General features: G+C 70.7%; 22 protein-coding genes. 13 read left to right on the top strand and 9 right to left on the bottom strand.

Annotated features, from left to right (window positions below; translation table 11 throughout):
- The first annotated feature begins 126 nt into the window (after positions 1-126).
- The 3 genes from ACT54X_RS15690 to ACT54X_RS15700 all read left to right on the top strand — a co-directional run bounded on the left by ACT54X_RS15690 (position 127) and on the right by ACT54X_RS15700 (position 4381).
- Entirely contained in the window at positions 127-2418 is a 2292-nt protein-coding gene (locus ACT54X_RS15690) for an FdhF/YdeP family oxidoreductase (protein WP_476347421.1), read from the top strand.
- Complete coding sequence (locus tag ACT54X_RS15695; protein WP_476347422.1) at positions 2415-3527, top strand: catalase family protein; 1113 nt, start codon at positions 2415-2417, stop codon at positions 3525-3527. The genes ACT54X_RS15690 and ACT54X_RS15695 overlap by 4 nt, the downstream gene beginning before the upstream one ends.
- 212 nt (positions 3528-3739) lie before the next feature.
- On the top strand, positions 3740-4381 hold the full coding sequence (locus tag ACT54X_RS15700; protein ID WP_476347423.1) for an SGNH/GDSL hydrolase family protein: 642 nt from the start codon (positions 3740-3742) through the stop codon (positions 4379-4381).
- Positions 4382-4390: 9 nt separating this feature from the next.
- Here the strand turns inward: ACT54X_RS15700 and ACT54X_RS15705 are convergent, their stop codons facing one another.
- Positions 4391-5446, bottom strand: a complete 1056-nt coding sequence (locus tag ACT54X_RS15705; protein WP_354319301.1) for a HAMP domain-containing sensor histidine kinase — start codon at positions 5444-5446, stop codon at positions 4391-4393.
- Positions 5443-6141, bottom strand: a complete 699-nt coding sequence (locus ACT54X_RS15710; protein WP_476347424.1) for a response regulator — start codon at positions 6139-6141, stop codon at positions 5443-5445. The genes ACT54X_RS15705 and ACT54X_RS15710 overlap by 4 nt, the downstream gene beginning before the upstream one ends.
- A 128-nt stretch (positions 6142-6269) precedes the next feature.
- Here ACT54X_RS15710 and ACT54X_RS15715 point away from each other — a divergent pair, with 128 nt between their 5' ends.
- From ACT54X_RS15715 to ACT54X_RS15740, 6 genes are all read left to right on the top strand, one after another.
- Positions 6270-7679 carry an efflux transporter outer membrane subunit gene (locus ACT54X_RS15715; protein WP_476347425.1) on the top strand — a complete coding sequence of 470 codons (1410 nt, stop codon included), beginning with the start codon at positions 6270-6272 and terminating at the stop codon, positions 7677-7679.
- Positions 7676-8800, top strand: a complete 1125-nt coding sequence (locus tag ACT54X_RS15720; RefSeq protein ID WP_476347426.1) for an efflux RND transporter periplasmic adaptor subunit — start codon at positions 7676-7678, stop codon at positions 8798-8800. Before ACT54X_RS15715 ends, ACT54X_RS15720 begins: the two co-directional genes overlap by 4 nt.
- Positions 8797-11862, top strand: a complete 3066-nt coding sequence (locus tag ACT54X_RS15725; RefSeq protein WP_476347427.1) for an efflux RND transporter permease subunit — start codon at positions 8797-8799, stop codon at positions 11860-11862. The genes ACT54X_RS15720 and ACT54X_RS15725 overlap by 4 nt, the downstream gene beginning before the upstream one ends.
- Positions 11863-11963: 101 nt before the next feature.
- A complete protein-coding gene (locus ACT54X_RS15730; RefSeq protein WP_476347428.1) occupies positions 11964-12323 on the top strand; it encodes an NIPSNAP family protein in 360 nt (119 codons plus the stop codon).
- Positions 12320-12700, top strand: a complete 381-nt coding sequence (locus tag ACT54X_RS15735) for an antibiotic biosynthesis monooxygenase family protein (RefSeq protein WP_294371887.1) — start codon at positions 12320-12322, stop codon at positions 12698-12700. The genes ACT54X_RS15730 and ACT54X_RS15735 overlap by 4 nt, the downstream gene beginning before the upstream one ends.
- Before the next feature lie 12 nt (positions 12701-12712).
- Positions 12713-13417 (top strand): ArsR/SmtB family transcription factor, encoded by a 705-nt coding sequence (locus ACT54X_RS15740; protein ID WP_476347429.1) that lies wholly within the window; start codon positions 12713-12715, stop codon positions 13415-13417.
- Positions 13418-13435: 18 nt separating this feature from the next.
- Here ACT54X_RS15740 and ACT54X_RS15745 read toward each other — a convergent pair whose 3' ends face one another.
- The gene (locus ACT54X_RS15745; RefSeq protein ID WP_476347430.1) at positions 13436-14242 is read right to left on the bottom strand and encodes an oxidoreductase; all 807 of its coding nucleotides are present in this window, start codon (positions 14240-14242) and stop codon (positions 13436-13438) included.
- 3 nt (positions 14243-14245) lie between these two features.
- On the opposite strand from ACT54X_RS15745, the gene ACT54X_RS15750 reads away from it, so the two are divergent.
- Positions 14246-15082 (top strand): LysR substrate-binding domain-containing protein, encoded by an 837-nt coding sequence (locus tag ACT54X_RS15750; RefSeq protein WP_294371879.1) that lies wholly within the window; start codon positions 14246-14248, stop codon positions 15080-15082.
- A 21-nt stretch (positions 15083-15103) separates the two neighbouring features.
- Here the strand turns inward: ACT54X_RS15750 and ACT54X_RS15755 are convergent, their stop codons facing one another.
- From ACT54X_RS15755 to ACT54X_RS15775, 5 genes are all read right to left on the bottom strand, one after another.
- The gene (locus ACT54X_RS15755; RefSeq protein ID WP_294371876.1) at positions 15104-15571 is read right to left on the bottom strand and encodes a carboxymuconolactone decarboxylase family protein; all 468 of its coding nucleotides are present in this window, start codon (positions 15569-15571) and stop codon (positions 15104-15106) included.
- A gap of 33 nt (positions 15572-15604) precedes the next feature.
- Entirely contained in the window at positions 15605-16525 is a 921-nt protein-coding gene (locus ACT54X_RS15760; protein ID WP_476347431.1) for an RNA polymerase sigma-70 factor, read from the bottom strand.
- A 68-nt stretch (positions 16526-16593) separates the two neighbouring features.
- Positions 16594-17895 (bottom strand): aspartate aminotransferase family protein, encoded by a 1302-nt coding sequence (locus ACT54X_RS15765; RefSeq protein WP_294371871.1) that lies wholly within the window; start codon positions 17893-17895, stop codon positions 16594-16596.
- A gap of 100 nt (positions 17896-17995) precedes the next feature.
- Positions 17996-18484 carry a DUF421 domain-containing protein gene (locus ACT54X_RS15770; RefSeq protein ID WP_294371868.1) on the bottom strand — a complete coding sequence of 163 codons (489 nt, stop codon included), beginning with the start codon at positions 18482-18484 and terminating at the stop codon, positions 17996-17998.
- On the bottom strand, positions 18484-18936 hold the full coding sequence (locus ACT54X_RS15775) for a hypothetical protein (RefSeq protein ID WP_294371865.1): 453 nt from the start codon (positions 18934-18936) through the stop codon (positions 18484-18486). Before ACT54X_RS15775 ends, ACT54X_RS15770 begins: the two co-directional genes overlap by 1 nt.
- Positions 18937-19275: 339 nt before the next feature.
- Here ACT54X_RS15775 and ACT54X_RS15780 point away from each other — a divergent pair, with 339 nt between their 5' ends.
- The 3 genes from ACT54X_RS15780 (at position 19276) to ACT54X_RS15790 (ending at position 23892) form a co-directional block, all read left to right on the top strand.
- On the top strand, positions 19276-20262 hold the full coding sequence (locus tag ACT54X_RS15780; RefSeq protein ID WP_294371862.1) for a tyrosine-type recombinase/integrase: 987 nt from the start codon (positions 19276-19278) through the stop codon (positions 20260-20262).
- Positions 20263-20531: 269 nt separating this feature from the next.
- On the top strand, positions 20532-23141 hold the full coding sequence (locus tag ACT54X_RS15785; protein WP_294371859.1) for a membrane-bound PQQ-dependent dehydrogenase, glucose/quinate/shikimate family: 2610 nt from the start codon (positions 20532-20534) through the stop codon (positions 23139-23141).
- A 136-nt stretch (positions 23142-23277) separates the two neighbouring features.
- On the top strand, positions 23278-23892 hold the full coding sequence (locus ACT54X_RS15790; RefSeq protein ID WP_354319316.1) for a DUF4142 domain-containing protein: 615 nt from the start codon (positions 23278-23280) through the stop codon (positions 23890-23892).
- Here the strand turns inward: ACT54X_RS15790 and ACT54X_RS15795 are convergent.
- Positions 23877-25742 carry a phage integrase family protein gene (locus tag ACT54X_RS15795; RefSeq protein WP_476347432.1) on the bottom strand — a complete coding sequence of 622 codons (1866 nt, stop codon included), beginning with the start codon at positions 25740-25742 and terminating at the stop codon, positions 23877-23879. The genes ACT54X_RS15790 and ACT54X_RS15795 overlap by 16 nt on opposite strands.
- Positions 25743-26795 lie beyond the last annotated feature (1053 nt).

Consider the following 26795-nt stretch of genomic DNA (forward strand, 5'->3'; position numbering starts at 1 on the left):
AGCCTGACGATCCACACCCGCGGGAGTGCGGTCGGCGCGGCGGATGACGGGGGCCGGCTGTTCGCCTACGCGGGCGGCGCGCCCGGGCCGACCCCGCAATATGCCTCGCGGCCCGACCCTCGCGGGATGACCCGAGGCTCCACCGATTCCCAAGAACCCATGGCCGCCGGCGGCTGGCAGTCGCTCAAGGCCGTGGCCCGTTACACACTGGAAGAAGGCAATGTCGCGCAGATCACGCGCGCCCTGCTCCAGCAGAACAAGACCGACGGCTTCGCCTGCGTCAGCTGCGCCTGGGCCAAACCGGCCGAACCCCGGGTGGCCGAGTTCTGCGAGAACGGCGCCAAGGCCACGGCGTGGGAACTGACCGCGCGCCGCCTGTCGCCCGACTTCTTCGACGCCCATCCGGTGAGCGAACTGCGCGGCTGGTCGGACCATGAGCTCGAAGCCGGTGGCCGGCTCACGGCGCCAATGCGTTACGACCGTGCGACCGACCGCTATGTCGAGGTGAGCTGGGACGAGGCCATCGCGGACATCGCGGCCCGGCTGCGTGCCCTCCGCGCCGAGGACCCGAGGTCCGCCGTCTTCTACGCCTCGGGCCGCGCCTCGCTGGAAACCAGCTATGCCTGGCAGCTGCTCGCCCGCGTCTACGGCAACAACAACCTGCCCGACAGTTCGAACATGTGCCACGAGAGCACCTCGGTGGCGCTGCCGCAGAGCATCGGCGTGCCCATCGGCACGGTCCACCTGGAGGATTTCGCGCAGGCGGACTGCCTGCTCTTCGTGGGCCAGAACCCGGGCGTCAACAGCCCGCGCATGCTGCATCCGATCAAGGAGGCGCGCGACCGCGGGGTGCCGATCATCAGCTTCAACCCGCTGCGCGAATCGGGGCTGGTGCGCTTCATCGATCCGCAGTCGCCGGTGCAGATGCTCACGCCGGCCTCGACCACCGTTTCGACCCAGTACCTGCAGGTGAAGGTGGGCGGTGACCTGGCTGCCCTGACCGGCGTGGCAAAGGCGCTGCTGGCGGCCGCGGCGGCCGGCGGGCAGGGCCTGGACCGGGAATTCATCGTCGAGCACACGAGGGGTTTCGATGAGTTCGCGGCCTGGGTGACGCAGCAGTCGTGGGAAGACATCGAGCGCGAATCGGGCCTGGCTCGCGCGGCACTTGAGCGCGTGGCGGCTGTGGTGGGCGGCGCCAAGTCGGTGATCGCGGTCTACGGCATGGGCCTGACGCAGCACCGCCTGGGCGTGAAGAACGTGCAGATGCTGTGCAACCTGCTGCTGATGGGTGGCCACATCGGCCGGCCGGGCGCGGGCATCTGCCCGGTGCGCGGCCACTCCAACGTGCAGGGCCAGCGCACTGTGGGCATCACCGAGAAGCCCGAGCTGGCGCCGCTGGACCAGCTGGCCCGGCAGTACGCCTTCGAGCCGCCACGCGACAAGGGCCTGGACACGGTGGGCGCCTGCCAGGGGGTGCTGGACGGCAGCGTGCGCGCCATGCTCAGCCTGGGCGGAAACCTGCTGCGCTCGGTGCCCGACAACACTCGGCTGGAACCCGCTTGGTCGCGGCTGGCGCTGACCGTGCATGTGGCGACCAAGCTCAACCACACGCACCTGGTACCCGGCGAGGCCAGCTACCTGCTGCCCTGCATCGGCCGCATCGAGATCGACCGGCAGGCGGGCCGCGAGCAGCGCGTGTCGATGGAGGACTCGACTGGCTTCATCCATGCCTCCCAAGGCGTGGCCGAGCCGGCCGATGAGCGCCTGCGTTCGGAACTGGCCATCGTCAGCGCGCTGGCGCAGGCCGCCGTGGGCGATGCCGCCCAGGTGCCCTGGGCCGAGTGGCGCGAGGACTACGCCCGGGTACGCGCCGCCATCGAGGCCACCTATCCGCAGATCTTCCATGGTTTCGAGAGCCGTTTCGCGCAGCCCGGCGGCTTTCCCAAGCCCAATGCGGCGCGTCAGAGGGAATGGAAAACGTCCACCGGCAAGGCCAACTTCATCGTGCCGGGCTCGCTGGTGGCCGACCCCGATGCACCGGGCCACCCGCCGCAGACGCTGCGCCTGATGACGATGCGCAGCGACGACCAGTTCAACACCACCATCTACAGCCTGGACGACCGCTTCCGCGATGTGAGCGGCACGCGCGATGTGCTCTTCATGAACGAGGCCGACATCGCCCGCCGCGGCCTGCAGCCCGGCCAGCGCATCGACGTGCGCACGGCCGCAGACGACGGCGTGGTGCGCGAGGTTCGCGGCCTGACCGTGCGCGCCTACGACATTCCCGAAGGCTGCGTGGCCGGCTACTACCCCGAATGCAACCCGCTGGTGCCGATGTGGCACCACGCAGAAGGCAGCCATGTGCCGGCCTACAAGTCGGTGCCCATCCTTGTCCAACCCGAGAACGCCATCCCATGACCCCACCCTCCCCCGCTGCCGTCGCGCCCCTGGCCTACCGGCCCGAGTTCGAGCACACCGAGGACGACGAGCTGCAGACCGCACGCGAGCTGGGCGAAACCATGATCGCGATCGCGCAGAAGGTGCATCGCGACGAAGGTCACGCCTACCGGAGCGTGCACGCCAAGTCGCACGGGCTTCTTCGTGCCGAGGTCGAGGTGCTGTCGGGCCTGCCGCCCGGGTACGCCCAGGGCCTGTTCGCCACGCCGGCGCGCTATCCGGCCGTGATGCGCCTGTCCACGCCGCCGGGCGACCTGCTGAGCGACAAGGTGTCGACGCCCCGCGGCGTGGCGCTGAAGCTGGTGGGCGTGCCGGGCGAGCGCATGGAAGGCTCTGAGGGGGAGGTGACGCAGGACTTCGTCATGGTCAACGGGCCCGTGTTCCGCACGCCCAATGCGAAGAAATTCCTGGGCAACCTCAAGCTGCTGGCCGCCACCACCGACCGTGCGCCCAAGGCGAAGGAGCTGCTCTCGGCGGCCCTGCGCGGCGTGGAGAAGACGCTGGAGGCCCTGGGTGCAGAAAGCGGCGCGCTCAAGTCCATGGGTGCGCATCCGCTCACGCACCTGCTCGGCGAGACTTTCTTCACCCAGGTGCCGATGCTGTACGGCACATACATGGCCAAGCTGCGCCTGACGCCGGTGTCGCTGGAGCTGCGGGCGCTCAAGGACCAGGTGCTGGACATGGGCGACAGCCCCAACGCCATCCGCGATGCCGTTGTAGAGCACTTCCGGACGCAGGGCGGCACATGGGCGCTGCAGGTGCAGCTGTGCACCGACCTCGACGCGATGCCCATCGAGGACGCGACGGTCGAGTGGCCGGAGGACCGTAGTCCCTACGTGACGGTGGCCCGCGTGACGGCCGGGCCGCAGAACGCCTGGAGCGAGGCGCGGGTCAAGGCCATCGACGACGGCATGGCCTTCTCGCCCTGGCACGGCCTGGCGGCGCACCGGCCACTCGGGTCGATCATGCGCGTACGTCGGATCGCGTATGCGACGGCGGCGGCTTATCGGGAGGCAGGCAATCGCACCTCGGTGGCGCAGCCGACGACGCTGGACGATCTGCCCGATTGAGGTGGCCGGCATGCGGAAGACAGGTCGCGGCTTTGCCGCCTCTGCCGCCTTTGCACAACTTAACCCAGAGACCCCCGGGGCCGGGCCGCGGGTGCGCCAGAGTCGGGCATGGTCGCTCCTGTCCTTCCATGGCCTTGCCCCGATCCCGCTGGACCCCGCCCGTGCCGTGTGCTTGGCGGTGGATGGGCCGCCGTCTTGCTGGTCCTGCAGGGTTGTGCCGCACCGGCCGGCGCGCCTGCGCCGCCGCCTGCCCCCAGCGCCATGGCCGCGCCCGCCTCACCGAAGGCTTCCGCAGAGCCCCCGAGCGTCCCGCGGCCTCTGCCGATCGTTGCAGCGTCGTTCTCTATGGCGACTCGATCCTGCATGGCGGTTATGGCGGCAACCAGCGGCTCGCGGAGCCGCCGGCGCGTACGCTCCAGCGGCTGCGACCACGCTACCGGGTGGAAGACCGCAGCGCCAATGGCGAGACCGCCACGGCCCGGGCCGGCCGCTTCGCCAGCGAGCCGAGGACGGCGCACTTCGTGGTGATCGCCCACGGCATCAACGATGTGGCGCAAGGGCTGCCCGTCCAGCCGCCGTTGCGGCAGATGGTGCGCCAGGCGCAGCAGGAGGGCCGGCAGGTGGTCCTGACGGGGCTCTCGCGGCCCGCGCTGGCGATGCCGGGCCGCTCGGCCGCGGATGCGGCCATCCGGCATGTCGCCGCGGAAACGGGCGCGGCCTTTGCCGGCTGGGGCGACGTCACCCGCGGCCCGGACGAGATGGCGGATCCGCTGCATCCCGCCAAGCCTTATTCCGACCGCCTGGTGGCGCGCATCGCGCTCACGCTCGACGCGATGGCACCGGAATGCCGTTGAGGCCAGGCCTCAGCGCAGCGGCAGCCTGACCGTCACAAGCAGGCCGCCATCGACCGGCAGGCTGGCCGCGATGCTGCCGCCGTGCAGCACGACCACGCGGCGCACCAGGGACAGCCCGAGTCCCGCGCCGCGGAAGGGCTCGGCGTTCTCCAGGCGCACGAAGGGCTCGAAGATCGCCTCCAGGCTGGCCTGCGGTACGCCGCTGCCGTGGTCGCGCACGCGCAGGACGAATTCCTGCGAGCCGGGCGACAGCTCGGCCTGCACGTCGACCTGCGTGCCGACGGCGGTGAACTTCACCGCATTGCGGATGATGTTCTCGAAGGCGCGGTACAGCAGCTCGCCGTCCACCTCGGCCACGAAGGGCCCCTCGGCGTGCAGGCCGACGCCGCGGCCGGTGGCCTGGGCCTCCAGCGAGGCGTCCTCGACGATGGCCTGCAGCAGGTCCATGAGGTCCACCCGCTGGCGCGCGTCGGTGCCCGCGGCCGCCTCCAGCCGGTGCAGCGTGAGCAGTTCCTCGATCAGCACGTCCAGCCGTTCGCTGTCCTTCTGGATGCGGTCGATCATGCGTGGGACGCTGGCGCCGTCCTGGCGCATCAGACCGATGGCGGCCTGCATGCGGGACAGCGGCGAGCGCAGCTCGTGCGAGACATCGTGCAGCAGGCGCTGGCGCGATTCGGTGAGTTGCCGGAGCTGCACCACCATGCGGTCGAAGTCCCCGGCCACTTCGGCGATCTCGTCGGAGCGCCGGCCGAGCAAGGGCTTGAGCCGTACCTCCATGTTGCCGCGAGCGATCTCGCCCAGTGCCCACTGCAGCTGACGCAATGGGCGCAGGATGTACCAGGCCAGCCCGCCGCCGACCACCAGAAAGGCCAGCACACCTGAGACCATCGGGACCATCGGCACGCGCCCCAGCGTCAGCTCACCCGGGGGCGGCGAGGGAATCACACCCCCGGTCAGGCGGATATAGGCGAAGGCCCCGAGGATCGACAGCAGCATGCTGCAGCACAAGGCCAGGAAGACCTTGTAGAACAGCCGGGACCGGAGTACGCCTGCGGCCCGCATCATTCGTCCACCAGCAGCTGGTAGCCCTGGCCGCGCACGCTCAGGATCCACGGCGTGCCATCCCCGCGCAGGCCGAGCTTCTGCCGGATGCTGCTGATGTGCACGTCGATGCGCCGGTCGAAGCGCGCCAGCGGCTTGCCGAAGACCTGCAGCGAAATGTCCTCCTTGCCCACGAGCCGGCCCGCGCGGCGCGCCAGCGCCTCCAGCAGGCTGAACTCGGTGCCGGTGAGCACCAGTGGCGAACCCTTCCACTGCGCGCGCCGCGCGGCACGCCACAGCCGCAGGTGGCCGGCCTCGATCACGGGCGGTGCATCTGCGGTCGCGCCGGCCTCCCGGCTGCCGGCACGCCGCAGCACGGCCCGGATGCGGGCCGTCAGTTCGCTCGGCGTGCAGGGCTTGGGCACATAGTCGTCGGCGCCCATGTCCAGGCCGATGACGCGGTCCACGTTGTCGCCCTTGGCGGTGAGCATGAGCACGGGCACGTTGCTGCGCTCGCGGATGCGTCGCAGCGCATCGATGCCGGACAGCCGCGGCATCATGATGTCGAGCACCACGGCGGCATAGCGGCCGCTCGTGGCCTCCGCCACGCCGGTGGCCCCGTCGTGCACGGCATGCGCCGAGAAGCCTTCGCGCAGCATGTATTGGGACAGCAGCGAGGCCAGCACCTGGTCGTCGTCGATCAGCAGTACAGGGATCATGGGCCCGCGAGTATCGGTGCGGGCCGGCCGCCTGCCGCGATGGCGGCGGCCGGCTTTGCCTACCTTAACACTCGCGTGCGTCCGCGGGCCGAAGCGCTCCCTAGCATCGGCACGACCACGAATTCACCATGTTCTGCGCTCCCATCCTTTCCCGCCCGCGCCTCGGCACGCTGCTGGCCACCGGCATGCTCGCCGGCTGCGGCGCGGTCGGCCCGGACTACACGCCGCCGCCCGCTCCCGCCCCCGTCCAATGGCATGCGCCCGTTCCGCACGATGGCAGCGTGGCTGCGCTCGACGCGTGGTGGCAGCGCTTCGACGATCCCGCGCTCGGCCTGCTGCTGCGGCAGGCGGAGCAGGACAGCCCGACGCTGGAGAGCGCGGCGGCGCGCATCGACGCGGCGCGCGCCACGCTCGCCTCGGCCCGCGCGGGCGGGCGGCCGTCGGTGACCGGGCAGTACGCCGCCACGCGCGCCGGCGAGAAAGGCAGCAGCGGTCAGGTCACACGCACGGCAAGCCTGGATGCGTCCTGGGAGCTGGACCTCTTCGGCAAAGTCCGGCGCAGCACGCAGGCTGCCCAGGCCCGCGTCCAGGCCAGGCAGGACGACTGGCACGACGCACGGATCTCGCTCGCGGCCGAGGTGGCAGACACCTATGTGCAGTACCGCGGCTGCCTGCTCCTGGCCGATGCCTATGGCCAGGAGCTCGAATCGACCCGGCGGACGCTGCGGGCCACGGCCGCGCTGGTGCGCGCAGGACTGGACTCGGCCGCGGACGAGGCGCTCGCCCGGGCGAGTGCGGCCTCGGCGGCCAGTTCGCTGCTGGGCCAGACGCAGGACTGCGAACTGCTGGTCAAGACGCTGACCCAGCTCACCGGCCTGGCCGAGCTGGCCCTGCGTGCGGCGCTGGCCCATCCGGCATCGCCGCTGCCACGGCCGGCGGCCCTGGCGGTGCCGGCCCTGCCGGCGGACGTGCTGCGACAGCGGCCCGACGTCGCCGCGCTGGAGCGCGAGCTGGCGGCGGCCAGTGCGGAGATCGGTGTCGCGCAGGCCGCGCTGCTGCCCAGCGTGTCGCTCGGCGGCACCTTGAGCGGCACGCCGTCGCTCACCAGCTGGAGCTTCGGCCCGTCCCTGTCGCTGCCGCTGTTCGATGGCGGCAGTGGCCGCGCCGGGGTGGACTCGGCCCGGGCCTCCTTCTCCGTCGCCAGCGCCGCGTGGCGCTCGGGCGTGCGGCAGGCGGTGGCCGATGTGGAGCAGGCCCTGGTGCGGCTCGACGGCACGCAGCGGCGCGAGGCGCAGGCCCGCGAATCTGCGCTGCAGTACCAGCGCTACTTCCTGGCCACCGAGGCCGAGTGGCGGGCCGGGACGCAGTCCCTGCTCACGCTGGAGGACGCCCGCCGTCAGTCCCTCGATGCCCAGGTCACGCTGGCCGCGCTGGAGCGCGACCACGTCCGGTACTGGATCGCCCTGTACAAGGCCATCGGTGGTGGCTGGCAGGACGACACGCCCGCAATCCGATCCGCCCCGCTGTCCCGACCATGATTCCACGCCGCCTGAACCCTGCCGCCGCCGTCGCGGCCGTCGTCGTCCTGCTGGCCGCCACCGGCCTGGCACTCATCCACGCCAGGAGGGCCGACGGCGCCACCGAACGCTCGGAATCGCCCGCCAGCGCGCTGACGGTGGAGGTGGTGAACCCGGGCCATGAGCGCTGGCCCCGGAGGATCCAGGCCGACGGCAGCATGGCTGCCTGGCAGGAGATCATCGTCAGCCCCGAGACGGGCGGGCTTCGGATCGCCGAGCTGGCCGTCGAGGTGGGCGCCTCGGTGCGCAAGGGCCAGGTGCTGGCCCGGCTGGCCGACGAGTCGGTCAAGGCCGATGTGCGCAAGCAGGAGGCGCTGGTCGCGCAGGCGCAGGCCGCGCTGGACAAGGCGGTGTCCGACCTGAGGCGGGCGGCGTCGCTGGGCGTCGAGGGTGCCCTGGCGCCCCAGCGGCTGGACGAATACCGGTCGACCGAGGCGAGCGCCCGTGCGGCCCTGGCCTCGGCCCAGGCGGACCTCGGCAGCGCCCGGCTGCGGCTGGGCTACACGCGGATCACCGCGCCCGACGATGGTGTGGTCTCGTCCCGCGCCGGCGTGCTGGGCAACGTGGTGAGTTCGGGGGCGGAGCTGTTCCGTCTGATGCGCCAGGGCCGTGTGGAATGGCAGGCCGAGCTGGACGCGACCGCGCTGGCCCAGGTGCGGCCAGGCCAGCGGGCGGTGATCCTGCTGCCGGGCGGCGACCGCGTCGACGGCACGGTGCGCCTGCTCGCGCCCACGCTGGGCAGCGGCAGCGGACGGGGCACCGTGTACGTGAGCCTGCCCGCCCATGCGCAGGTGCGCCCGGGCGTGTTCGCCCGCGGATGGATCGAGTTGCCCGAGAGCACCGCGACCACGTTGCCGGAGTCGGCGCTGGTGCCGCGCGACGGCCGCACCTACGTGCTCATGCTGGGCGACGGCAGCAAGGTGTTCCGCCAGGCGGTCGTCGTGGGCCGCCGCCAGGATGACCGGGTGGAGATCCTGTCGGGCGTCGAGGCCGGCAGCCGCGTCGTGGCCCGCGGCGGCGCACTGATCCTGGATGGCGCGGTCGTGACCGTGTCCGGCTCGACGGAGGCCGCGCCGCGATGAATGTCTCCGCCTGGTCCATCCGAAACCCGGTCCCCGCCGTCCTGCTCTTCGTCCTGCTCACCGTGCTCGGGCTGCTGGCCTTCAGCCGGCTGCAGATCCAGGACTTCCCGGACATGGAGCTGCCTACCGTCACGGTGACGGCCAGCCTCGAGGGCGCGGCGCCGTCGCAGCTGGAGACCGACGTCGCTCGCAAGATCGAGGACAAGCTGGCATCGCTGTCGCTGCTGGACCACATCACGACCACGCTGACCGAGGGCGTCGCCACGATCAGCGTGAGCTTCGACCTGGGCAAGAACGTGGAGGAGGCGCTGAGCGAGGTGCGCAACGCCGTCGACAGCGCCCGCGCCGACCTGCCGGCGGGCATGGCCTCGCCCACGGTGGCCAAGGTGACGACGGCCTCCGGGGCGCTGCTCACCTTCACGGCCGAGGCGCCACACATGGACGAGCAGGACCTGTCCTGGTTCATCGACAACGACATCGCCAAGGTGCTGCTGTCGGTCAAGGGCGTGGCCTCGGTGTCGCGCCTCGGCGGGGTGGACCGCGAGGTGCTGGTCGAGCTCGATCCGGTGCGCATGGCCGGCCTCGGCGTGACCGCATCGACCGTGTCGGCGCAGATCGCCGCCGTGCAGCGCGAAAGCTCGGGCGGGCTGGGCGGTGTCGGCGGGCAACGTCAGTCGACCCACACCATCGCGACGGTGGGCACGGCCGCGGAACTCGCGGAGCTCAGCATTCCGTTGGCCGACGGCCGAAGGCTTCGGCTGGACGAGATCGCGCGGGTCAGCGACCACCATGCCGAACGCAGCACGCTGGCCTTCCGCGATGGCCGCCCGGCGATCGCCTTCCAGGTCAAACGCTCGAAAGGCTACTCGGACGTCGGCGTCGTGCACGACGTCAGACAGGCCATGGATGCCTTCTCGGCGGCGCATGCGCAGGTGTCGATCCGCGAGGCAAGCAATGCGGTGGCGGCGATCCAGGACAACTACGAGGGGTCGATGCAACTGCTGGTCGAGGGTGCGCTGCTGGCCGTCGTGGTGGTGTGGGCCTTCCTGCGCGACCGGCGCGCGACGCTGATTTCCGCCACCGCGCTGCCGCTGTCGATCCTGCCCACCTTCGGGGCCATGTACCTGCTGGGCTACTCGCTCAACACCGTCACGCTGCTGTCGCTGTCGCTGGTCATCGGCATCCTGGTGGACGACGCCATCGTCGAGGTGGAGAACATCGAGCGCCACCTGCGCATGGGCAAGACGCTCTACCAGGCGGCCATGGAGGCGGCCGACGAGATCGGCCTGGCGGTGATCGCCACCACCTTCACGCTGGTGGCCGTCTTCCTGCCCACGGCCTTCATGGGTGGCATTCCGGGGCTGATCTTCCGGCAGTTCGGCGTCACGGCGTCAGTGGCGGTGCTGGCCTCGCTGCTGGTGGCGCGGTTGCTCACGCCGATGATGGCAGCCTACATGCTCAGGCCGGTGGCGGGCGGCACGGCCAGCCACGTCGCCGACGGCCGTCTGATGCGGCGCTACCTCGGCTGGGCGTCCGCAGCGCTGGCGCACAGGAAGGCGACCCTGCTGGCAGCGGCCCTCTTCTTCGCGGCCGCACTGGCGCTGGCGCTGTGGCTGCCCACCGGCTTCATGCCGGCGCAGGACCGGTCGCAGACGCAGGTCTCGCTGACGCTGCCGCCCGGCAGTTCGCTGGACGACACCCGCCAGGCAGCGCTGCGGGCGTCGACCCTGATCCGGGAGGTCCCGGGTGTGTCCGGCGTGTTCACTTCCGTGGGCACGGCCGCCAGCACCGGTGGCATGGGAAGCAGCGCGGCGGCGGATGTCGCCAGCGCCACACTGACCGTGACCCTGGCCGATCGCGGCGAACGTGCGCTCAAGCAGTCCGAGCTGGAGACGCTGCTGCGCACGAAGCTGCAGGCACTGGCCGGCGCACGCGTCTCCATCGGCTCGGGCGGCAACGGGGAAAGCATGCAGATCACGCTGGCGAGCGACGATCCGATAGCGCTGTCGAAGGCTGCGGCCCGCCTCGAAGGCCAGCTGCGCACGTTGCACGGCATCGGCAACATCACCTCTTCGGCGGCGCTGGAGCGGCCGGAGATCCAGGTCCGGCCCGATGCGGCCCGCGCCGCAGCCTACGGTGTCAGCACCGAGGCGCTTGCGGAGGCGGTGCGGCTGTCCACCTACGGGGACTACGCCACCGCGCTGCCCAAGCTGAACCTGCCGCAGCGGCAGGTCTCGATCCGGGTGCGCATGGACAGCGCCTTGCGGGACGACCTGGACGCCATGTCACGCCTGCGCGTGAGCGGCCGCGATGGGCCGGTGACCGTGGGTACCGTGGCCGACCTGTCCATCGGGGGCGGACCGGCGCAGATCGACCGGATCGATCGCTCGCGCAATGTCACGCTCACCGTGGAGCTGGCTGGCCGCGCCATCGGCGATGTGCAACACGAGGCGATGCAGCTTTCCGCGCTGCGCGAACTGCCGGCGGGCGTTCGGCAGGTGCAGTCGGGCGAGCTGCAACGCATGGGAGAGCTCTTCCAGAGCTTCGGCACCGCGATGGCCATCGGCATCTTCTGCGTCTGGGCGGTGCTGGTGCTGCTGTTCCATGATTTTCTCCAGCCGGTCACCATCCTGTCGGCCCTGCCGCTGGCCCTGGCCGGGGCCGTGGTCGCGCTGTGGGCGTCGGGGCAGGCCTTCTCGATGCCGGCGGTCATCGGCGTGCTGATGCTGATGGGCGTGGTCACCAAGAACTCGATCCTGCTGGTGGAGTACGCGGTGGTCGCGCGGCGCACGCCCGGGACGCGCCGGCGCGATGCGCTGCTGGACGCCTGCCGCAAGCGGGCCCGCCCCATCGTCATGACCACCATCGCCATGGGCGCCGGCATGCTGCCCAATGCCCTGGGCGTGGGGGCCGAGCCGAGCTTCCGCCAACCGATGGCCATCGTGGTCATCGGCGGGCTGCTGACATCCACCGTGCTGAGCCTGCTGGTGGTGCCGGTGGTGTTCACCTGCGTGGACGATCTGCTCCAGTGGCTGCTGCGGCGGCTGCGCCGGCCGGCCTGAACGGACGCTGCCCCGGTGTACGCGCGATGCTTCGGCCCAGCCCGAAGCATCGCGCGGCAGGCGGCGCCTACGCTCGGGCCACTTCTTCAATGCAAGCGCCCATGACCCTCACCTGCTTCATCCGCTACGAGATCGACCCTTTCCAGAAGGAGGCTTTCCGCCTCTATGCCCAGGCCTGGGGCCGCATCATTCCCCGCTGCGGCGGCCACCTGCTGGGCTACTTCCTGCCGCACGAGGGCTCCAATGTCGAGGCCTGGGGCCTTGTCGCCTTCGACAGCCTGGCCGCCTACGAGGCCTACCGTGCCCGCCTGCGCGACGATGCCGAGGGCTGCGCCAACTTTGCCCATGCCCAGCGCGAGCGCTTCATCCTGCGGGAGGAGCGGCGCTTCCTGGAGGTCGTGCCCGAGGCGTGGCTGCGGCCGGCCGAGCTGCCGCCGCCTGCCGCGGGAGCGGCGGCGTGATCGCCGTCCTCTTCGAGGTCGAGCCGCAGGACGGCCGCACGGACCAGTACCTGAGGATCGCCGCAGGGCTGGCGGAGGAACTGCGCGGCATCGACGGATTCATTGCCGTGGAGCGCTTCCAGAGCCTGTCGGTGCCCGGCAAGCTGCTGTCGCTGAGCTTCTGGCGGGACGAGGACGCCGTGCGGCAATGGCGAAGCCGGCCTGCCCACCGCGGCGCGCAGCAGGCCGGGCGAGGCGGCCTGTTCCGCGGCTACCGGCTGCGCGTGGCCCAGGTGCTGCGGGATTACGGACTCGACGAACGTGCCGAGGCGCCGGCGGACTCCCGCGAGGCGCACCACGTGCCCCCCATGCACGACGCGCACGACGCCGTGCGCTGAGAAGATCGCAGGATGACCTCCCCCACCGACGAACCCCGCATCGCCCGGGTCGCGGCCCAGATCGCGGAGCCCGCCCGCGCCCGTATGCTGACCTACCTGATGGGCGGCGACCTGGCCAGCGCCGGCGAACTGGCGCGCACGGCCGGCGTGGCCGCCTCCACTGCCAGCGGCCACCTGGCCCGGCTGGAGGCCGAAGGCCTGGTGACGGCCGAGGTGCGCGGCCGTCACCGTTACTTCCGGCTCGCGGGCGAGGACATCCTGCGCGTGTTGGAGGCGCTGGCGCTGGTGGCCGAGCGCGAAGGCCACGCGCGGGCCTGGTCCAGCCCGGCGCGGCTGCGCCTGCGCTGTGCGCGCAGCTGCTACGGCCATCTGGCCGGACGCCTGGGCGTGCAGATGCTGGACGCGATGCTGCGGCAGGGCTGGCTGCGCAGCGTGCCCGGCGGCTACGGCCTGACTGCGGCGGGCCGTGAGGCGCTGGTGGCCATGGGCGTGAAGCTGGATGGGCTGGAGGCGAAGCCGGCCGACGCCGCCATCGCCAAGCCATGCCTGGATTGGTCGGAACGCCGCGATCATCTGGCGGGCCCGTTGGCCAATGCGCTGCTGCGCCATTGCCTGGACGCCGGCTGGCTGCGCCGACGCGACGGCGAGCGCTCGCTCGCGGTCACACCGCCCGGCCTGCAGGCCCTGGGCCGCTGGATGACGGTGCCGGCCCGCTGAGCGGTGCACGGCGGCGGCTCAGAGCCCATCATCCAGCACGGCCAGCTGCTGCGATGGCAAAACGAGATCGACGCTGGCCAGGTTCTGGCGCAGGTGCACGACGGACGACGTGCCCGGGATCAACAGGATGTTGGGCGAGCGCTGGCGCAGCCAGGCCAGGGCCGTCTGCATCGGCGTGGCGTCCAGCTGACGGGCCACCGCGTCCAACTTTCCGGACTGCAGCGGCGTGAAGCCGCCGAGTGGAAAGAAGGGCGTGTAGCCGATACCCAAGCGGGCCAGTTCATCCACCAGCGCGTCGTCCTGGCGATGGACGAGGTTGTAGTGGTTCTGCACGCACACGATGGGCACCATCGCTCGGGCGGCGCGCACCTGGGCAGGCGTGGCGTTGCTCAGCCCCAGGTGGCGGATCAGACCGCGCTGTCGCAGCTCAGCGAGGGTAGCGAGTGCGGGCTCGATGTCGTCGTCGGCCGGGCCTTCCACCGAGAACATGAGGCGCAGGTTGACCACCTCCAGAACGTCGAGGCCGAGGTTCCTGAGATTGTCGTGGACGGCCGAAGTCAGGGCTTCGGGCGAACTGGCGACCTCCCACTCGCCCTGGGGGCCGCGACACGCGCCGACCTTGGTCACCAGCGTCAGATCGTCCCGGTAGGGATGCAGGGCCTCGCGGATCAGCTGGTTGGTCACGTGGGGACCGTAGAAATCGCTGGTGTCGATGTGGTCGACGCCGGCCTCGACGGCTTCGCGCAGCACGGCCAGGGCGCTGTCCCGATCGCGCGGGGGGCCGAAGACGCCGGGACCCGCGAGCTGCATGGCGCCGTAGCCCATGCGGTGACGGGCGCCAGCGCTTCGCAGCTCAGCGAGGCGCTGCGCCGGCTGGAGTTACGCCTGGGCATGCGCCTGCTCAACCGCACGACGCGCACCGTCGCGCCCACCGAGGCCGGTGCCCGTCTGCTGGAGCGTCTGGGGCCCGCCCTCGCGGAGGTGGAAGCCGCGCTGGACGCGGTCAACCTGTTCCGCGAGCGGCCGGCCGGTCCGCTGCGGCTGAACGTTCCGGCCAGTGCTTCGCGTCTGGTGCTGCCGCACATCGTGCCGTCTTTCCTGCAGGCCTTTCCGGACATCGAACTGGAGGTGGTCGTCGAGGAGCGCTTCGTGGACCTGGTGGCGGAGGGCTACGACGCCGGTATCCGCTACGAGGAGCGTCTGGCGCTGGACATGGTGGCGGTGCCCATCGGGCCGCGCCGCCAGCGCATGGCCACCGCGGCATCCCCCGCCTATATCGCACGCGCGGGACTGCCCTTGCATCCGCGCGATCTTCTGGCGCATGCCTGCCTGCGCGGCCGCTTCGCGGGACGGGCGATGCCGGACTGGGAGTTCGAGCGCGACGGCGAGCAGGTGCGCATCCAGCCCCGGGGGCCGTTGACCGTGGCGCTGGGCGCCGGCGCAGACCTGGCGGTGCACGCCGCAGTGGCCGGCCTGGGTATCGTCTACCTCTTCGAGGACTGGCTGCAACCGTACCTGGATCGCGGTGAACTCGTGCCGGTGCTCGAGCCTTGGTGGCCCGCATTTTCCGGCCCCTTCCTCTACTACCCGGGGCGCCGGCTCATGCCCGCGCCGCTGCGGGCCTTCGTCGATTTCGTGACCGGTCTTCAGGTCGGCAGTCGCTGAGGCGCGCGCATGCGGAATGGCTCAGGCGATGTCCTGCGCCGGCACGGGTGCGCTCATGCCGACCGCCATGCGGTTCCAGGTGTTGATCTGGGCGATGGCCCAGCTGAGCTCAACGATCTCCTGCTCGCTGAGATGCGCACGCAGGTGGTCGAAGACCTCGTCATGGCCTGCGTGGCCATCGGGCAGGCGCGTCAGGGCTTCGGCCCAGGCCAGCGCGGCGCGCTCCCGTTCGGTGTAGAGGCGCGCGTCGCGCCAGGTGGCCAGGCTGTTGATTCGCTGCCAGGGCTCGCCCAGCTTGCGCAGGTCGCGCACATGCATGTCGAGGCAGAAGGCGCAACCGTTGATCTGCGAGACCCGGGTCTTGATCAACTCGATGAGCACCGGGCCGAGGGAGGACTCGGCCAGCGTGGCGCCAGCGGCGATCATGGCCTGGTAGGGCCTGGGCGCGATGCGCATCCAGGAGAGTCGGGGTTGGTCGTGCAGGGTCATGGCGGTCATCTCGAAGAGGGGTGGAACACACCCTCAAGACGAGCGGGACCCGGCCCCTGTGACAGCGGCCAGCGGCCGGCCCAGTGCGGCGGCGATGCGGGCCAGCTTGTCGGGATTGCGCTGGGTATGGACGACCTGGATGCGCTGACCGTCGGTCTGGAAGGTCTGGGCCGATTCGAGCGCCTCGTCGATGAAGCGCAGCACGCTCCACTGGCCGCTCAGCACCATCACCTCGTAACGCGCGCGTGCGCCATGGCGCCGGTGCACGGCCCAGTAGAGCTGGGCGATGCGGCGCGACCCCACGAGCGGAATGCCAAAGCTCGGCACCTTGCCGCCGCCGTCGCTGACCAGTTGCGCATCTTCGGCCAGCAAGGCCTGCAGGTCGGCGAACTGACCGCTGGTGGCCGCGTCGGCGAAGCCGCGCAGCAGGCGCAACTGGTGCTCGGGCGGCACATGATGGCGGGGCCGTGCGTCCTGCAACTGGCTGCGGGCCCGGTGCACGATCTGCCGGCAGGCGGCCTCGCTCTTGCCCAGGGTGCGGGCGACCTCGTCGTAGCCCGCATCGAAGACCTCGCGCAGCAGGAAGGCCGCACGGGCCTCCGGGGCCAGGCGTTCGAGCACCGCGAGGAAGGCCACCGACAGGTCGTCGGCCCGCTCCAGCAGGGCCTCGGGCGAGGGGGCGCCTTCGTCGGCCATCAGAGGCTCGGGCAGCCAGGTGCCGACATAGTGCTCGCGCTGGTGCTGGGCACTGCGCAGCCGGTCGATGGCCAGGCGCGTGGTGATGGTGACCAGCCAGGCCTCTGCGCTTTCGAGCGCATCGTGCGGGCTGGACTGCCAGCGCAGCCAGGCGTCCTGCACCACGTCCTCCGCCTCGGCGGGCGAGCCGAGCATGCGGTAGGCGATGCCATGCAGCCGGGGCCGCAGGCGCAGGAACAGGTCGGTCGTGTCGCTCATGACCGGCAGACGGATGGGACGGGCCGTTTGTGACAGGTCGTGGCGAGGGCGCTGCCGAACGGATGCGCTCAGCGCCGGGGAAGCACGTCGCGATGCGTGAGGACCACGTCCTCGAAGGCGGCGGCCAACGTGTCGCATTCGGCGTCGCCGAAGGGCAGCGAGAGCGCAATCATCCCGCGGCGGGCCATGAAGATGCCGCGTTCGAGCAGGGCGAAGAAGACCAGGTCCTTGGCACGGCCGTCGGTGCCCGCCAGGTCGGCCGGCGAGCGCACCGGCCGGGCCGTGGCATGCAGGGTCATCAGGGAGCCGAGACCGGTGAACTGCATGTCGACGGCCTGGTCCGCCAGCGTGGCGTTCAGGCGCTCGCGCAGCGCGTCGCCGCGGCGGTTGAGCACATCGAGCGCCGCGGCCGTCAGTACCTGCGTCAGTCCTGCCAGGCCGGCTGCCATGGTCAGCACGTTGTTGTTGAAGGTGCCGGCATGGGCCAGGGCATCGGGCCGGCGCGGGTCGAAGCGGGCCATGATTTCGGCCCGTCCGCCGAAGACGCCGAAGGACAGGCCGCCACCCAGGTACTTGCCGGCCGTGGTCAGGTCGGGCGCGATGCCCAGCAGCGCCTGGCGTCCGCCGAAGGACAGGCGCGAAGTCATGACCTCGTCGAAGATGAGCTGCACGCCGTGTGCAGTAGCCAGCGTGCGCAGGCCGCGCAGGAAGGCCGGGTCACCCGGGATCGTGCCGCCGGCGCCGAGCATCGGTTCGACCAGGATGGCGGCCACGTCGGGGCCATGGGCGGCGAGCAACGCCTCTACGCTGCCCAGGTCGTTGTAACGCGCGAAGACAAAGTCGTGCGGCACGTTCATGGGCGAGGGGCCGCCGCCGAAGGTGAGGACGCCGCCGTGGTAGGCACCCTCGAACACCACGACCTTGCCGCGGCCGGTGTGGGCCTTGGCCGCAGCCAGCGCCAGCAGGTTGGCCTCGGTGCCCGAGTTGGCGAAGCGCAGCAGCGCCATGCCGGGGAACCGCCGTTGGATCTCGCGGGCCAGCGCGGCCTCGCGCGCCGTGTGGGACGAGAGGTTCAGGCCCGCCGACAGGGCTTCGGAGATGGCCGCACGGATGTGCGGGTTGGAGTGGCCATAGAGGGCAGCGGTGAACTCCCCCAGAGCGTCGAGGTAGGCATGGCCGTCCTCGTCCCATAGGCGGCAACCCTCGCCACGGCTCATCGCGAGCGGGAAAGGTGGGTGAAAGAGCACGCTTCGGGTGTTGCCGCCGGGCATGGCCGTCGCCGCTTCGTCGAGCAGGCGGGCGCTGGTTGGATTGCGCGCCGCATAACGCGCAATGGCGGCTTCGAGGGCGTGGGAAAGGGCGTCGTTCATGGCTGGCACGAAGGGGTGATGCGGCAAGCCGGCCATCTTAGGCCGCAGGAGGCGCCTGCTCGCAAAGTCGACGGCCCACGTGGCGGGGTCGGATGGCTCCTCAGCCGGCGGCCTGGTCGTCCTGCTGCCGGGATGGCTCCTGCGCGCCCTCCTCCCGCTTGATGAAGCTGATCTTTCCGTTGGGTTCGAGCACGGCCCAGGCCACGTCGCCCATCGATGCGATGCCCGCCAGGCGCATCTCGGATTCGATCTCCGAGCGCGTCAGCCTGTCGCGGCGCAGGCTGTGTTCCAGCAGGCGGCCGTGCTGGATCAGCACGCGGGGCTCGCCCTCCAGCAGGCGCTCTGCCTTGGGCGACAGGTAGGAGGCCCAGCTCAGCACCACGCCCCAGAAGGCAAAGGTGCTGATCGCCAGCGTGGCGCCGGTCAGGCTGAAGTCGTTCTGCGTGATGCCCTGCTGGATCAGGTCGCCCACCACGACCATGACGATGAATTCGAAGGGGGTCATCTGCCCCAGTTCGCGCTTGCCGAGGACCCGCACCAGCAGGTACACGACCGCGAACATGGCGGTGGCGCGCAGGACGACTTCCATCAGGGCAGCACACGCAGTCGGCGCGGCGCACGCACCAGAAGGTGGTCGCCATCGCGCAATTCGAGCTCGCCTTCGAGGACGCCATGCAGGCGAGGGTTGACCTGCGCCGAGATCTTGATGCGCATCTCCTTGCCGGCGCGAAGCGGACCGAAGTCGAAGGTGTAGGCCTCGCCGTCCGCGCCTTCGGACTCGGGCTGAGGGACCATCGCGTTGACGGTGATCTCCCTCCAAAGACTGACCGGTACGGCCAGGGTGAGTTTGGCAATGTCCTCGCCGGCCTTGACGTGCAACCGCGTCTCGAAGAAGTCACCCGTGCGGATCACCACGGGCATCTCGACATCGAGGGTGTGCGATCGCGTGTCGCTGCGGTACGTGTCACGGTCCATTCCCGCATGGCCGAGCAGGCCGGAGATGCCCAGCAGCAGCACCCCGCCCAGTACCAGCAAGGACAAGGGGCTGGCATGCCGAACCAGCCCTTTGTGCGGCAATGTGTGGGCTCGGACGATGCCGTCGGGTGCCCGGGTCATGGGTAGCGGGTTGTTTTCCTGGGACATGGATGCGGGTGGTTGCCGCGTGTGATCGTCCTGGGTTGGGGAGGTCTGTCCGTCAGCGGGTGTTGACGGGCCGTGCCAGCATTGGTGGGGAGTTGGGCGAGCCGTACAAAAAATAAGTTAACGGCATTAAAACTATCTGAACAACCCAGCATTCAATCCAGGAGACACTACGCCCGTTAACTTATTTTCTGTGGCGACTCCCCTCCCATGATCGGCACGTCCCTTCCCCCCGTCTCCATGGACTTCCAACATGCCTTCGAGGCATGGGCTGCCGACCAGCAGGGTGCCGGCGTTCTTCGCAAGGCAGGGGCCCACGAGGTCTACCGCGCGATGTGGGAGAGCTTTGCTACCTGGTGCATTGGCCAGTCCCCCGCCGTCCGGCTGGACGTCATCGACCCGCGCGACCTGCATGCCTTCCAGGCGGCGCGTTATGGACGCAAGGCGTCGGACCAGTCCCTCTCGCCCCGCTACGCGCTGCGGCTGATGCGGCTGATCGAACGGGTGCTTTCGCACCATGCCAGCCGCACCGGCCGCCGCCCCAATCGCGCCCCTGCAGACTGGGTGCGTGCGAATCCCCAGGTGCGCTATGCCGAATCGCAGCAGGCCGACCCGCCACCCGAGGTGCTCACGCCCCAGGAGGCGGGGCAATTGCTGACCCATCTGTCGGCCGCCCGGCCCCGCCCGGGCCAGGATCCCACTGCCCTCGCCAGCCTGCCCTGGCAGGATGTGCGCAACCGCGCCTCCGTCGCGCTCCAGTTGGGCGCCGGGCTGGCGCCCAGCGACGTGCGCGCCCTCACGCTGGCGTCACCCGTGATGAACGGCGTGGGACCGAAGGCACGGACCTGGAAGCTGCGCGTGCCCGCCAATGGCACGATCCGGGCACGCGAGACGCCGGTCGCGCCCTGGGCAGCCGAGTTGCTTCACCATTGGCTGGAAGTGCGGGCGGCCTCGCGCATCGCTGGCGAGTTCCTGTTCCCCTCCACCCGCACCGGCAAGCCGTGGCTGGCCGATTCGCAGTACCAGTGCGCACGCAAGGTGCTCGAAGCCGCCGGCGTGGCAGGACGCGGCGGCGCCGGCGGCTCGTTCCGGCTGCGGCACACCTTCGCGCTGCGGCAGTTGCGCCGCGGCACCCGGCCCGAGATGGTGGCGCGATGGATGGGGGTGGAGCCGGGGGAAATGAAGCGATACGACCGCGTGCTGCCGGGCCCCGAAGTCGTGGTGTGACGCGCAGGCGCGCGCCCCAGCGTCAGGGCATCCATGACGTCGATGCCACGGGTCGAAGCCGATCGCAGAGCGCACCGCCAGCGCATCATGAAGGCGCCCTGCCTTGGGGGACGGGCACCGCAGCTCCCCGCGTATGACGACAGCCTGGCCGGGCGATGACCGACAGCGCAGAGGACCTGTCGGCGGCAACCTCGTCGGCGTGTACCTCCTGCGCCGTCGACGCGTGCCCGCCGGGCCGCGGTCACCGGCGCCTCACGCGAAAGGCTTCCATGGCACGCATCACCGGCGTCCTCTTCCTCCTGCTCGGCCTGGCGCTGGCTGCGGCCGGCGTCTGGCTGCTCACCCTGGGCGGCAGCGCCTATTACCTGATCGCCGGCGCGGTGCTGGCCATGACGGGCATCCTGCTGATGCGGCGGTCCGCATCGGCACTGTGGCTGTACGCCGCCCTGCTGCTTGGCTCGGCCGCCTGGGCCTTGTGGGAGGTGGGCCTGGATTGGTGGCCATTGGCCGCGCGGCTGGACGTGCTCTTCGTCCTCGGCTTCTGGCTGGTGCTGCCCTGGATGCGCCGGGCGCTGTCGCGCGACATCGCGCGCCCCCGGCCGTTGGAGCGCGGGCTGCGGCCGAAGGTCGTGGCGCCGCCCGCGAGTCCGGCGGTCGGTCGCGGCCGGGCGGCATTGGGCCTGGTACTGGTGGCTTCGGCTGCGCTGGCGGTGACCTCCTGGTTCCGTACTCCGCATGAGGTCGACGGCGAGCTGCAGGCCGCAGCTGCCGCGGCGGCGCAGCCGCCCTCCCCTGCCGTCCCGCCCGGCGAATGGCATGCCTACGGCCGGACGGGCGAAGGCCAGCGCTATTCGCCCCTGTCGCAGATCACGCCGGCCAATGTGGACCAGCTGAAGCTGGCCTGGGAATTCAACACCGGCGACCTGCGCGGCCGACCCGGCGATCCGGAAGAAACCACCTTCGAAGTCACGCCCCTGAAGATCGGCAACCGGCTCTTCCTGTGCACGCCGCACCAGTCCGTCATCGCCCTCGACGCGACCAGCGGCAAGCAGCTGTGGCGCTTCGATCCGCAGATCGCGGGCGATCTCGCGCTGCAGCACCTGACCTGCCGGGGCCTTTCGTACCACGCCGCGTCCGTGGCCGCGAGTGCCGCGGAGACAGCGGCACAACCCGCAACGGAGGCTGCCACCGCACCCGCACCCGCGCCCGCACGACCCGGCGCCGGCACCGCGGCCAACCCGACCCCGATGAGCGCCCCCACCGGCGAAGACTCGAAGCAGGAGGACAGCCATCCCGCGACCCAGCCCCTTCCGGTGGCCGCGCGCCAGGGACCCACGGCGCCCAGCTGCCCCGCCAAGCTCTTCATGCCCACCGCCGATGGCCGCGTGATCGCGCTCAACCCGGAAAACGGCACCGTGTGCGCCGACTTCGGCCGCGGCAGCGGGCAGATCGACCTCTGGCGCCACATGCCCAACGTGCGGCCGGGTGCGTACTACTCGACCTCGCCCGTGGTGGTGACCGAGCGGCTCATCATCGTGGGCGGGACGGTGCTGGACAACGCGTCCACCAAGGAGCAATCGGGCGTCATCCGCGCCTTCGACATCCAGACCGGCGACCTGGTCTGGAACTGGGACTCGGGCAACCCGGACGACACCGCGCCCCTGCCCCCGGGCCGCACCTACACGCCCAACTCGCCCAACAGCTGGTCGATCTCGTCCGTGGACGAGGCCCTGGGCATGGTGTATGTCCCCATGGGCAACCAGCCGCCCGACCAGTGGGGCGGTAGGCGCAGCGAGGCGGTGGAGCGCTACTCGTCCTCGGTGGTCGCCCTCGACCTGGCGACCGGCCGCGTGCGCTGGCACTTCCAGACCGTGCACCACGACCTGTGGGACTACGACGTGCCCTCGCAGCCCACGCTGATCGACCTGGACATCGGCGGCCAGCGCGTGCCGGCGCTGGTGCAGCCGACCAAGCAGGGCGAGCTCTTCGTGCTCGACCGGCGCACTGGCCAGCCGCTGCTGCCCGTGACCGAACGGCCCGCGCCGCAGGGCGCGGCCGAAGGCGACCACACCGCGCCGACGCAGCCCAAGTCCGCCCTCTCCTTCGAGCCGCCGCCGCTGGCCGAGCGTGACATGTGGGGCGCAACGATGTTCGACCAGCTCGCCTGCCGCATCGCCTTCCATCGCCTGCGCTACGAAGGCCGCTTCACGCCGCCGTCGGAGCAGGGATCGATCATCTACCCGGGCAACTTCGGCGTCTTCAACTGGGGCGGGATCGCGGTCGATCCCCGGCACGGCTGGGCCTTCACCACGCCGACGTACCTGGCCTTCGTGTCGCGGCTGGTGCGCCGGCCCGACGACACCACGCTGATGGTCCAGGACGGCGGGCCGCCCAAGGGCTCCCTGCCCGCGTTGAACGAGAACTTCGGTGCGCCCTTCGCGGCCTCCATGAAGCCCTTCATGTCGCCCGTCGGCCTGCCCTGCCAGGCGCCGCCCTGGGGCTATGTGGCGGGTGTGGACCTGCGCTCGGGCCAGGTGGCCTGGAAGCACCGCAACGGAACGGTGCGCGACCTGTCGCCCCTGCCCCTGCCCTTCCGCATGGGCGTGCCCGGCATCGGCGGGCCGATGATGACGGCGGGGGGCGTGGCGTTCTACTCCGGCGCGCTGGACAACTATGTGCGGGCCTACGACGTGCGCACCGGCCGCCAGCTGTGGGAAGACCGCCTGCCTGCAGGCGGCCAGGCCACGCCGATGAGTTACACCGGCGAGGACGGCCGCCAGTACGTACTCGTGGCCGCCGGCGGCCATGGCTCGACGGGCACCAAGCCGGGCGATGCCGTGCGCGCGTATGCGCTGCCCGCCGCCACGGGGTCGCCGTAAGTCAAAGGGGTCGGCGATCCGGCCCCGGGGTCCCACGCGGGGGCGTGAATCGTCTGACTGAGAGGGCGGGCCTGCAGCCTAGTCTGGCCAGAGGCCGGCGCATTTTGGCGCCGCCTTCTTTTGGAAAAGGACCGTCATGAACCGCCAACAAGCCACCTGCCTGCACGCCCTGGGCTTCGCCGCCACGCTCGCCCTTGGCCCTGCACTGCTGCACAGCGCCGCCGCCCAGCCGGCGCAGACCTCGCCCACCGCACCCGCGGCGCCCCAGCCGCCCGCGCAGCGGGCCACCGCCCAGAAGACGCCCGGGGTCGCCGTGGCGGACCAACGCATGATGCGGGACCTCGCCCAGGCCAACCTGGCCGAGATCGAGACCGGCCGCCTGGCGCAGGAGAAGGCCGGCAGCGAGGACGTGAAGCGCTTCGGCAGCCAGATGGTGGAAGACCATCAGAAGGCGCTTTCCGAGCTGCAGGAACTCGCCCGCGGCAAGAACGTGGATCTGCCGACGGAGCCCGACGCCAAGCACAAGCTCGTGGCCACGGGCCTCAAGGCGCTGAGCGGCGAGGCTTTCGACAAGCAGTACATCCGCATGGTGGGCGTGACCGACCATCGCCAGACGGTCGAGAAGCTGCAGCGGGTGCAGCGCGAGACCGGCGACAACGACCTGCGTGCCTATGCCGCCAAGACCCTGCCGGTGGTGCAGAAGCACCTTCAGCATGCCGAGGGCCTGCACGGCGCTCAGGCGCGCAAGTGATCGGTGGCATCGCCCGACGCGTGCGTTGACGGGGCCTGCGCACGGTCCCGGTGTCTGCTCAGGCGTCGGGGAGATGCGGCCTGCAGCGCCTGCCGCTGCGGCTCGGGCATGCCGGCGCTGCAATGGTGCAGGAGCCGCTTGATGGCCTTGTAGACGCCGCCTCGGCTCAGCCCGACGACACGGCTGTCGCGCACGTCGAAGATCAAGGGAAGTTCCGCGTTCCCCTCGTCGCACGGATCGGCCGTGCGGCCCATCGTGCGCAGCAGCGACTGCAACTGCGCGACCAGGGCGGCCGGCACCTCCAGCATCGCATCCTGTTGCGCCGCCCTGCGCCTGCCGCGACGCTCTCCTTGCACACGCAGTCGCCATGGTGCGTCAGCAGCGCCGGTGGCTGTGGGCGGAACGAGATCCGCACAGCGGGCGCGGGCCAGCGCGCCGGGTTGGACATCCGTTTCCTGCAACCATGCCGCCACGCGCCGGGCGCGCACCAGGCCCGGCGTCGCCGGAACCATGAGGGAGGATTGCTGGACATCCAGCGCCATGGGCTGGGCCGCGCTTGTCGTGCAAGCGTCGGACGCCCTGCTCCCGACCTCTCCCCGCAGCCCTGCCGATGGATCGTGCGTGAGATAGCCGCAGTCGTGCAGAAAGCGGAACAGCGTCCGCAGTACGGCGATGCAACGCTGCAGCGCTGCGGCGCGCAAAGGACCTTCGAACGGCCGCCAGAGGGGCGACCAGCGCTCGTGATGGCGCGGACCGCACCATTCCGCCGGCGGTGAACGGGCGAACGCAACGAATGCGGCACAGTCTTCCTCGTCCAGCGAGGACAGCGCTTTTCCTCGTGCCAGCACTGCCCACAGCAGCAGGCGCTCGGCTTCCTTGCGGTAGGCCCGCCGCGTCTCTTCGGCGGGCGCCCCAGCTTCGCCACCGCCCGTACGACGGCCACGGCGCTGAAGCCAGACGGCCACCGCCTCCAGATCATCGGGCGCAGAGATGCGGCAGGCGGCCGGCGGTGCCCGAAAGTGCCCGGTCCTGCCGCGCAGCGCCTCGGGCACCACGAACTTCTCGAGCGGGCGCACCGCAGTCGCAGGGGGCACCACGGGCTGCAAGGCCGCGCGACCCAGGCGAGAGATCGGCGCGAAGGCGTGGGGCCCCAACGCCAGACCCGTCTCCTGTTGATGGACGCGCAGCCACTCGACGATGCGCGCCGCCTTGGTGGGACCGACGGCCGGCACGGTCGTCCACCATCGCATGCCGACGGCCTGGATGCGGTCCGCCACGCTGCGCAACGTGGGCATGCCCGCCGCCGCGACGCGCTGCGCCAGGGCGGGCGCGAGCCAATCCTCTACAGGGTCGTCGGCCCTGGGGGCGCGGGAGGCCAGCCCCTCCAGCCACGAGAGCGCTTCCAACTGACGATCCACCAGCCGCCGGCGCTTGGACTGCTGACGACGGCCCTCCGTCTCGGCACCCCAGGCTTCCTCGAAGGCGGCGAGCTGGTCCTCCAGCGAGAAGTCTTCGAGACCGCGCTCCAGCGCGAACTCCTCCAGGCTCGGACGGGCTCGGGTGGCGTCGGGGAGCCCGCTTGCGTCCATGAGCACCAGGCGGGCGGTGCCCGGACGCGCATGGCGGCGCGCCGCCGCCGCCAGCTCGTCCCGGTAGGTGTTGATGACACGGCGGATCAACCGCTCGTCCACGCGGTCGTCCTCGCCCTGCATGTAGCGCGACCATGCCTGCCGCGTGTCGATGCCCTGGATGACGGCCCGCATGAAGGCGAAGTGGCCGCGATGCAGCGCACGCTGCTTGGCAGCGGGTGCGGAGACGAGGGCGGTCTTGGAGGCGCGAGCGGGCGTCATGGGTGGGAAGGTAGCGGCTTGAGGGCGGCATGGGATCGACGTCGTGGGGCGCACGGGCCGTCCTGCACGTGGCTCAGCGTCTTCCGGTTGTAGAACCGGAAGACGGAACCTTGTCGGCGCTTGAAGTTTATTACCAATACATCGTTTTTTTGAGGTTTAGCCTGAACTTCTTCTTTGAATACCTTCTGACTCCTGGGCAACTATTTGATCGACAAGGACTTTTCGCATTGAGCAAGGGCATTCGAACGATGTCCCGCCAAGCCAACCCTGGGAGCGGTGAACCATCGGTGGGCGGCATTGGTGGCACGCTGCGCGTGCGAGCAGCCTCCTTGAGGCGGCAGAGCTACGGGGTCCGCGGGCGGAGATTGGCGCGGATGGCCGTGCCGTTCCTTAGGGCCTTGGACTGGCCCAAATGGATGGAGCGGTCCTGCCCCGGCGTATCCACGTTCCGCTAGGGCGAAGTCAGTGCGGCCCGCCTCGGAGGTCACTGGAAGGCCTGCCCTGCCCTGCCCTGCCCTGCCGATCAACAGGATTTCAAGATTCCCGCCTTCCAAGTTGAGACCCCCCCCGGCTGGGAGCTGGGGCGTGTACTCAATCAGAGGAAAGCGTACCTATGCGGCGCATGGCCGAGAGCAAGCGAAACCAGGCAGGCTCGAACCCTGCCTTCAGACGCTTTAGACGGCGCTGAGAGGGACGTCGACGTCGCACACCAGGCGCCCAAATGGATGCTCACGTTCGTGGGCCGATAGGCGGGCGCGCCTCCACAGTGCCCAGCGCCCCACCTTCGAGGGGCAAGTTCCGCCACCGAATGTTTGAGAGGACGATGAACTCGGCCAGTCGGTGTAGCAACGGGGCGGCGCAAGAGTGAGCGTCTGGCAATGGTTCTGATCTAGGGCGTGTGCGATGCCAGCGCCGTCCGAACGCACGGCCAAGTCTGCCCCCTGGATGGGGGATGGTGATACGAAATACCAGACCTGTGCACATGCATCGGCAAAGCACTGCGCCATCGCCAGCGAGGACGATTCCGGGGATCGGGGGGACGCGAGGCGGGGG

Source organism: Pseudacidovorax sp. DMC4 (genome assembly GCF_056314265.1).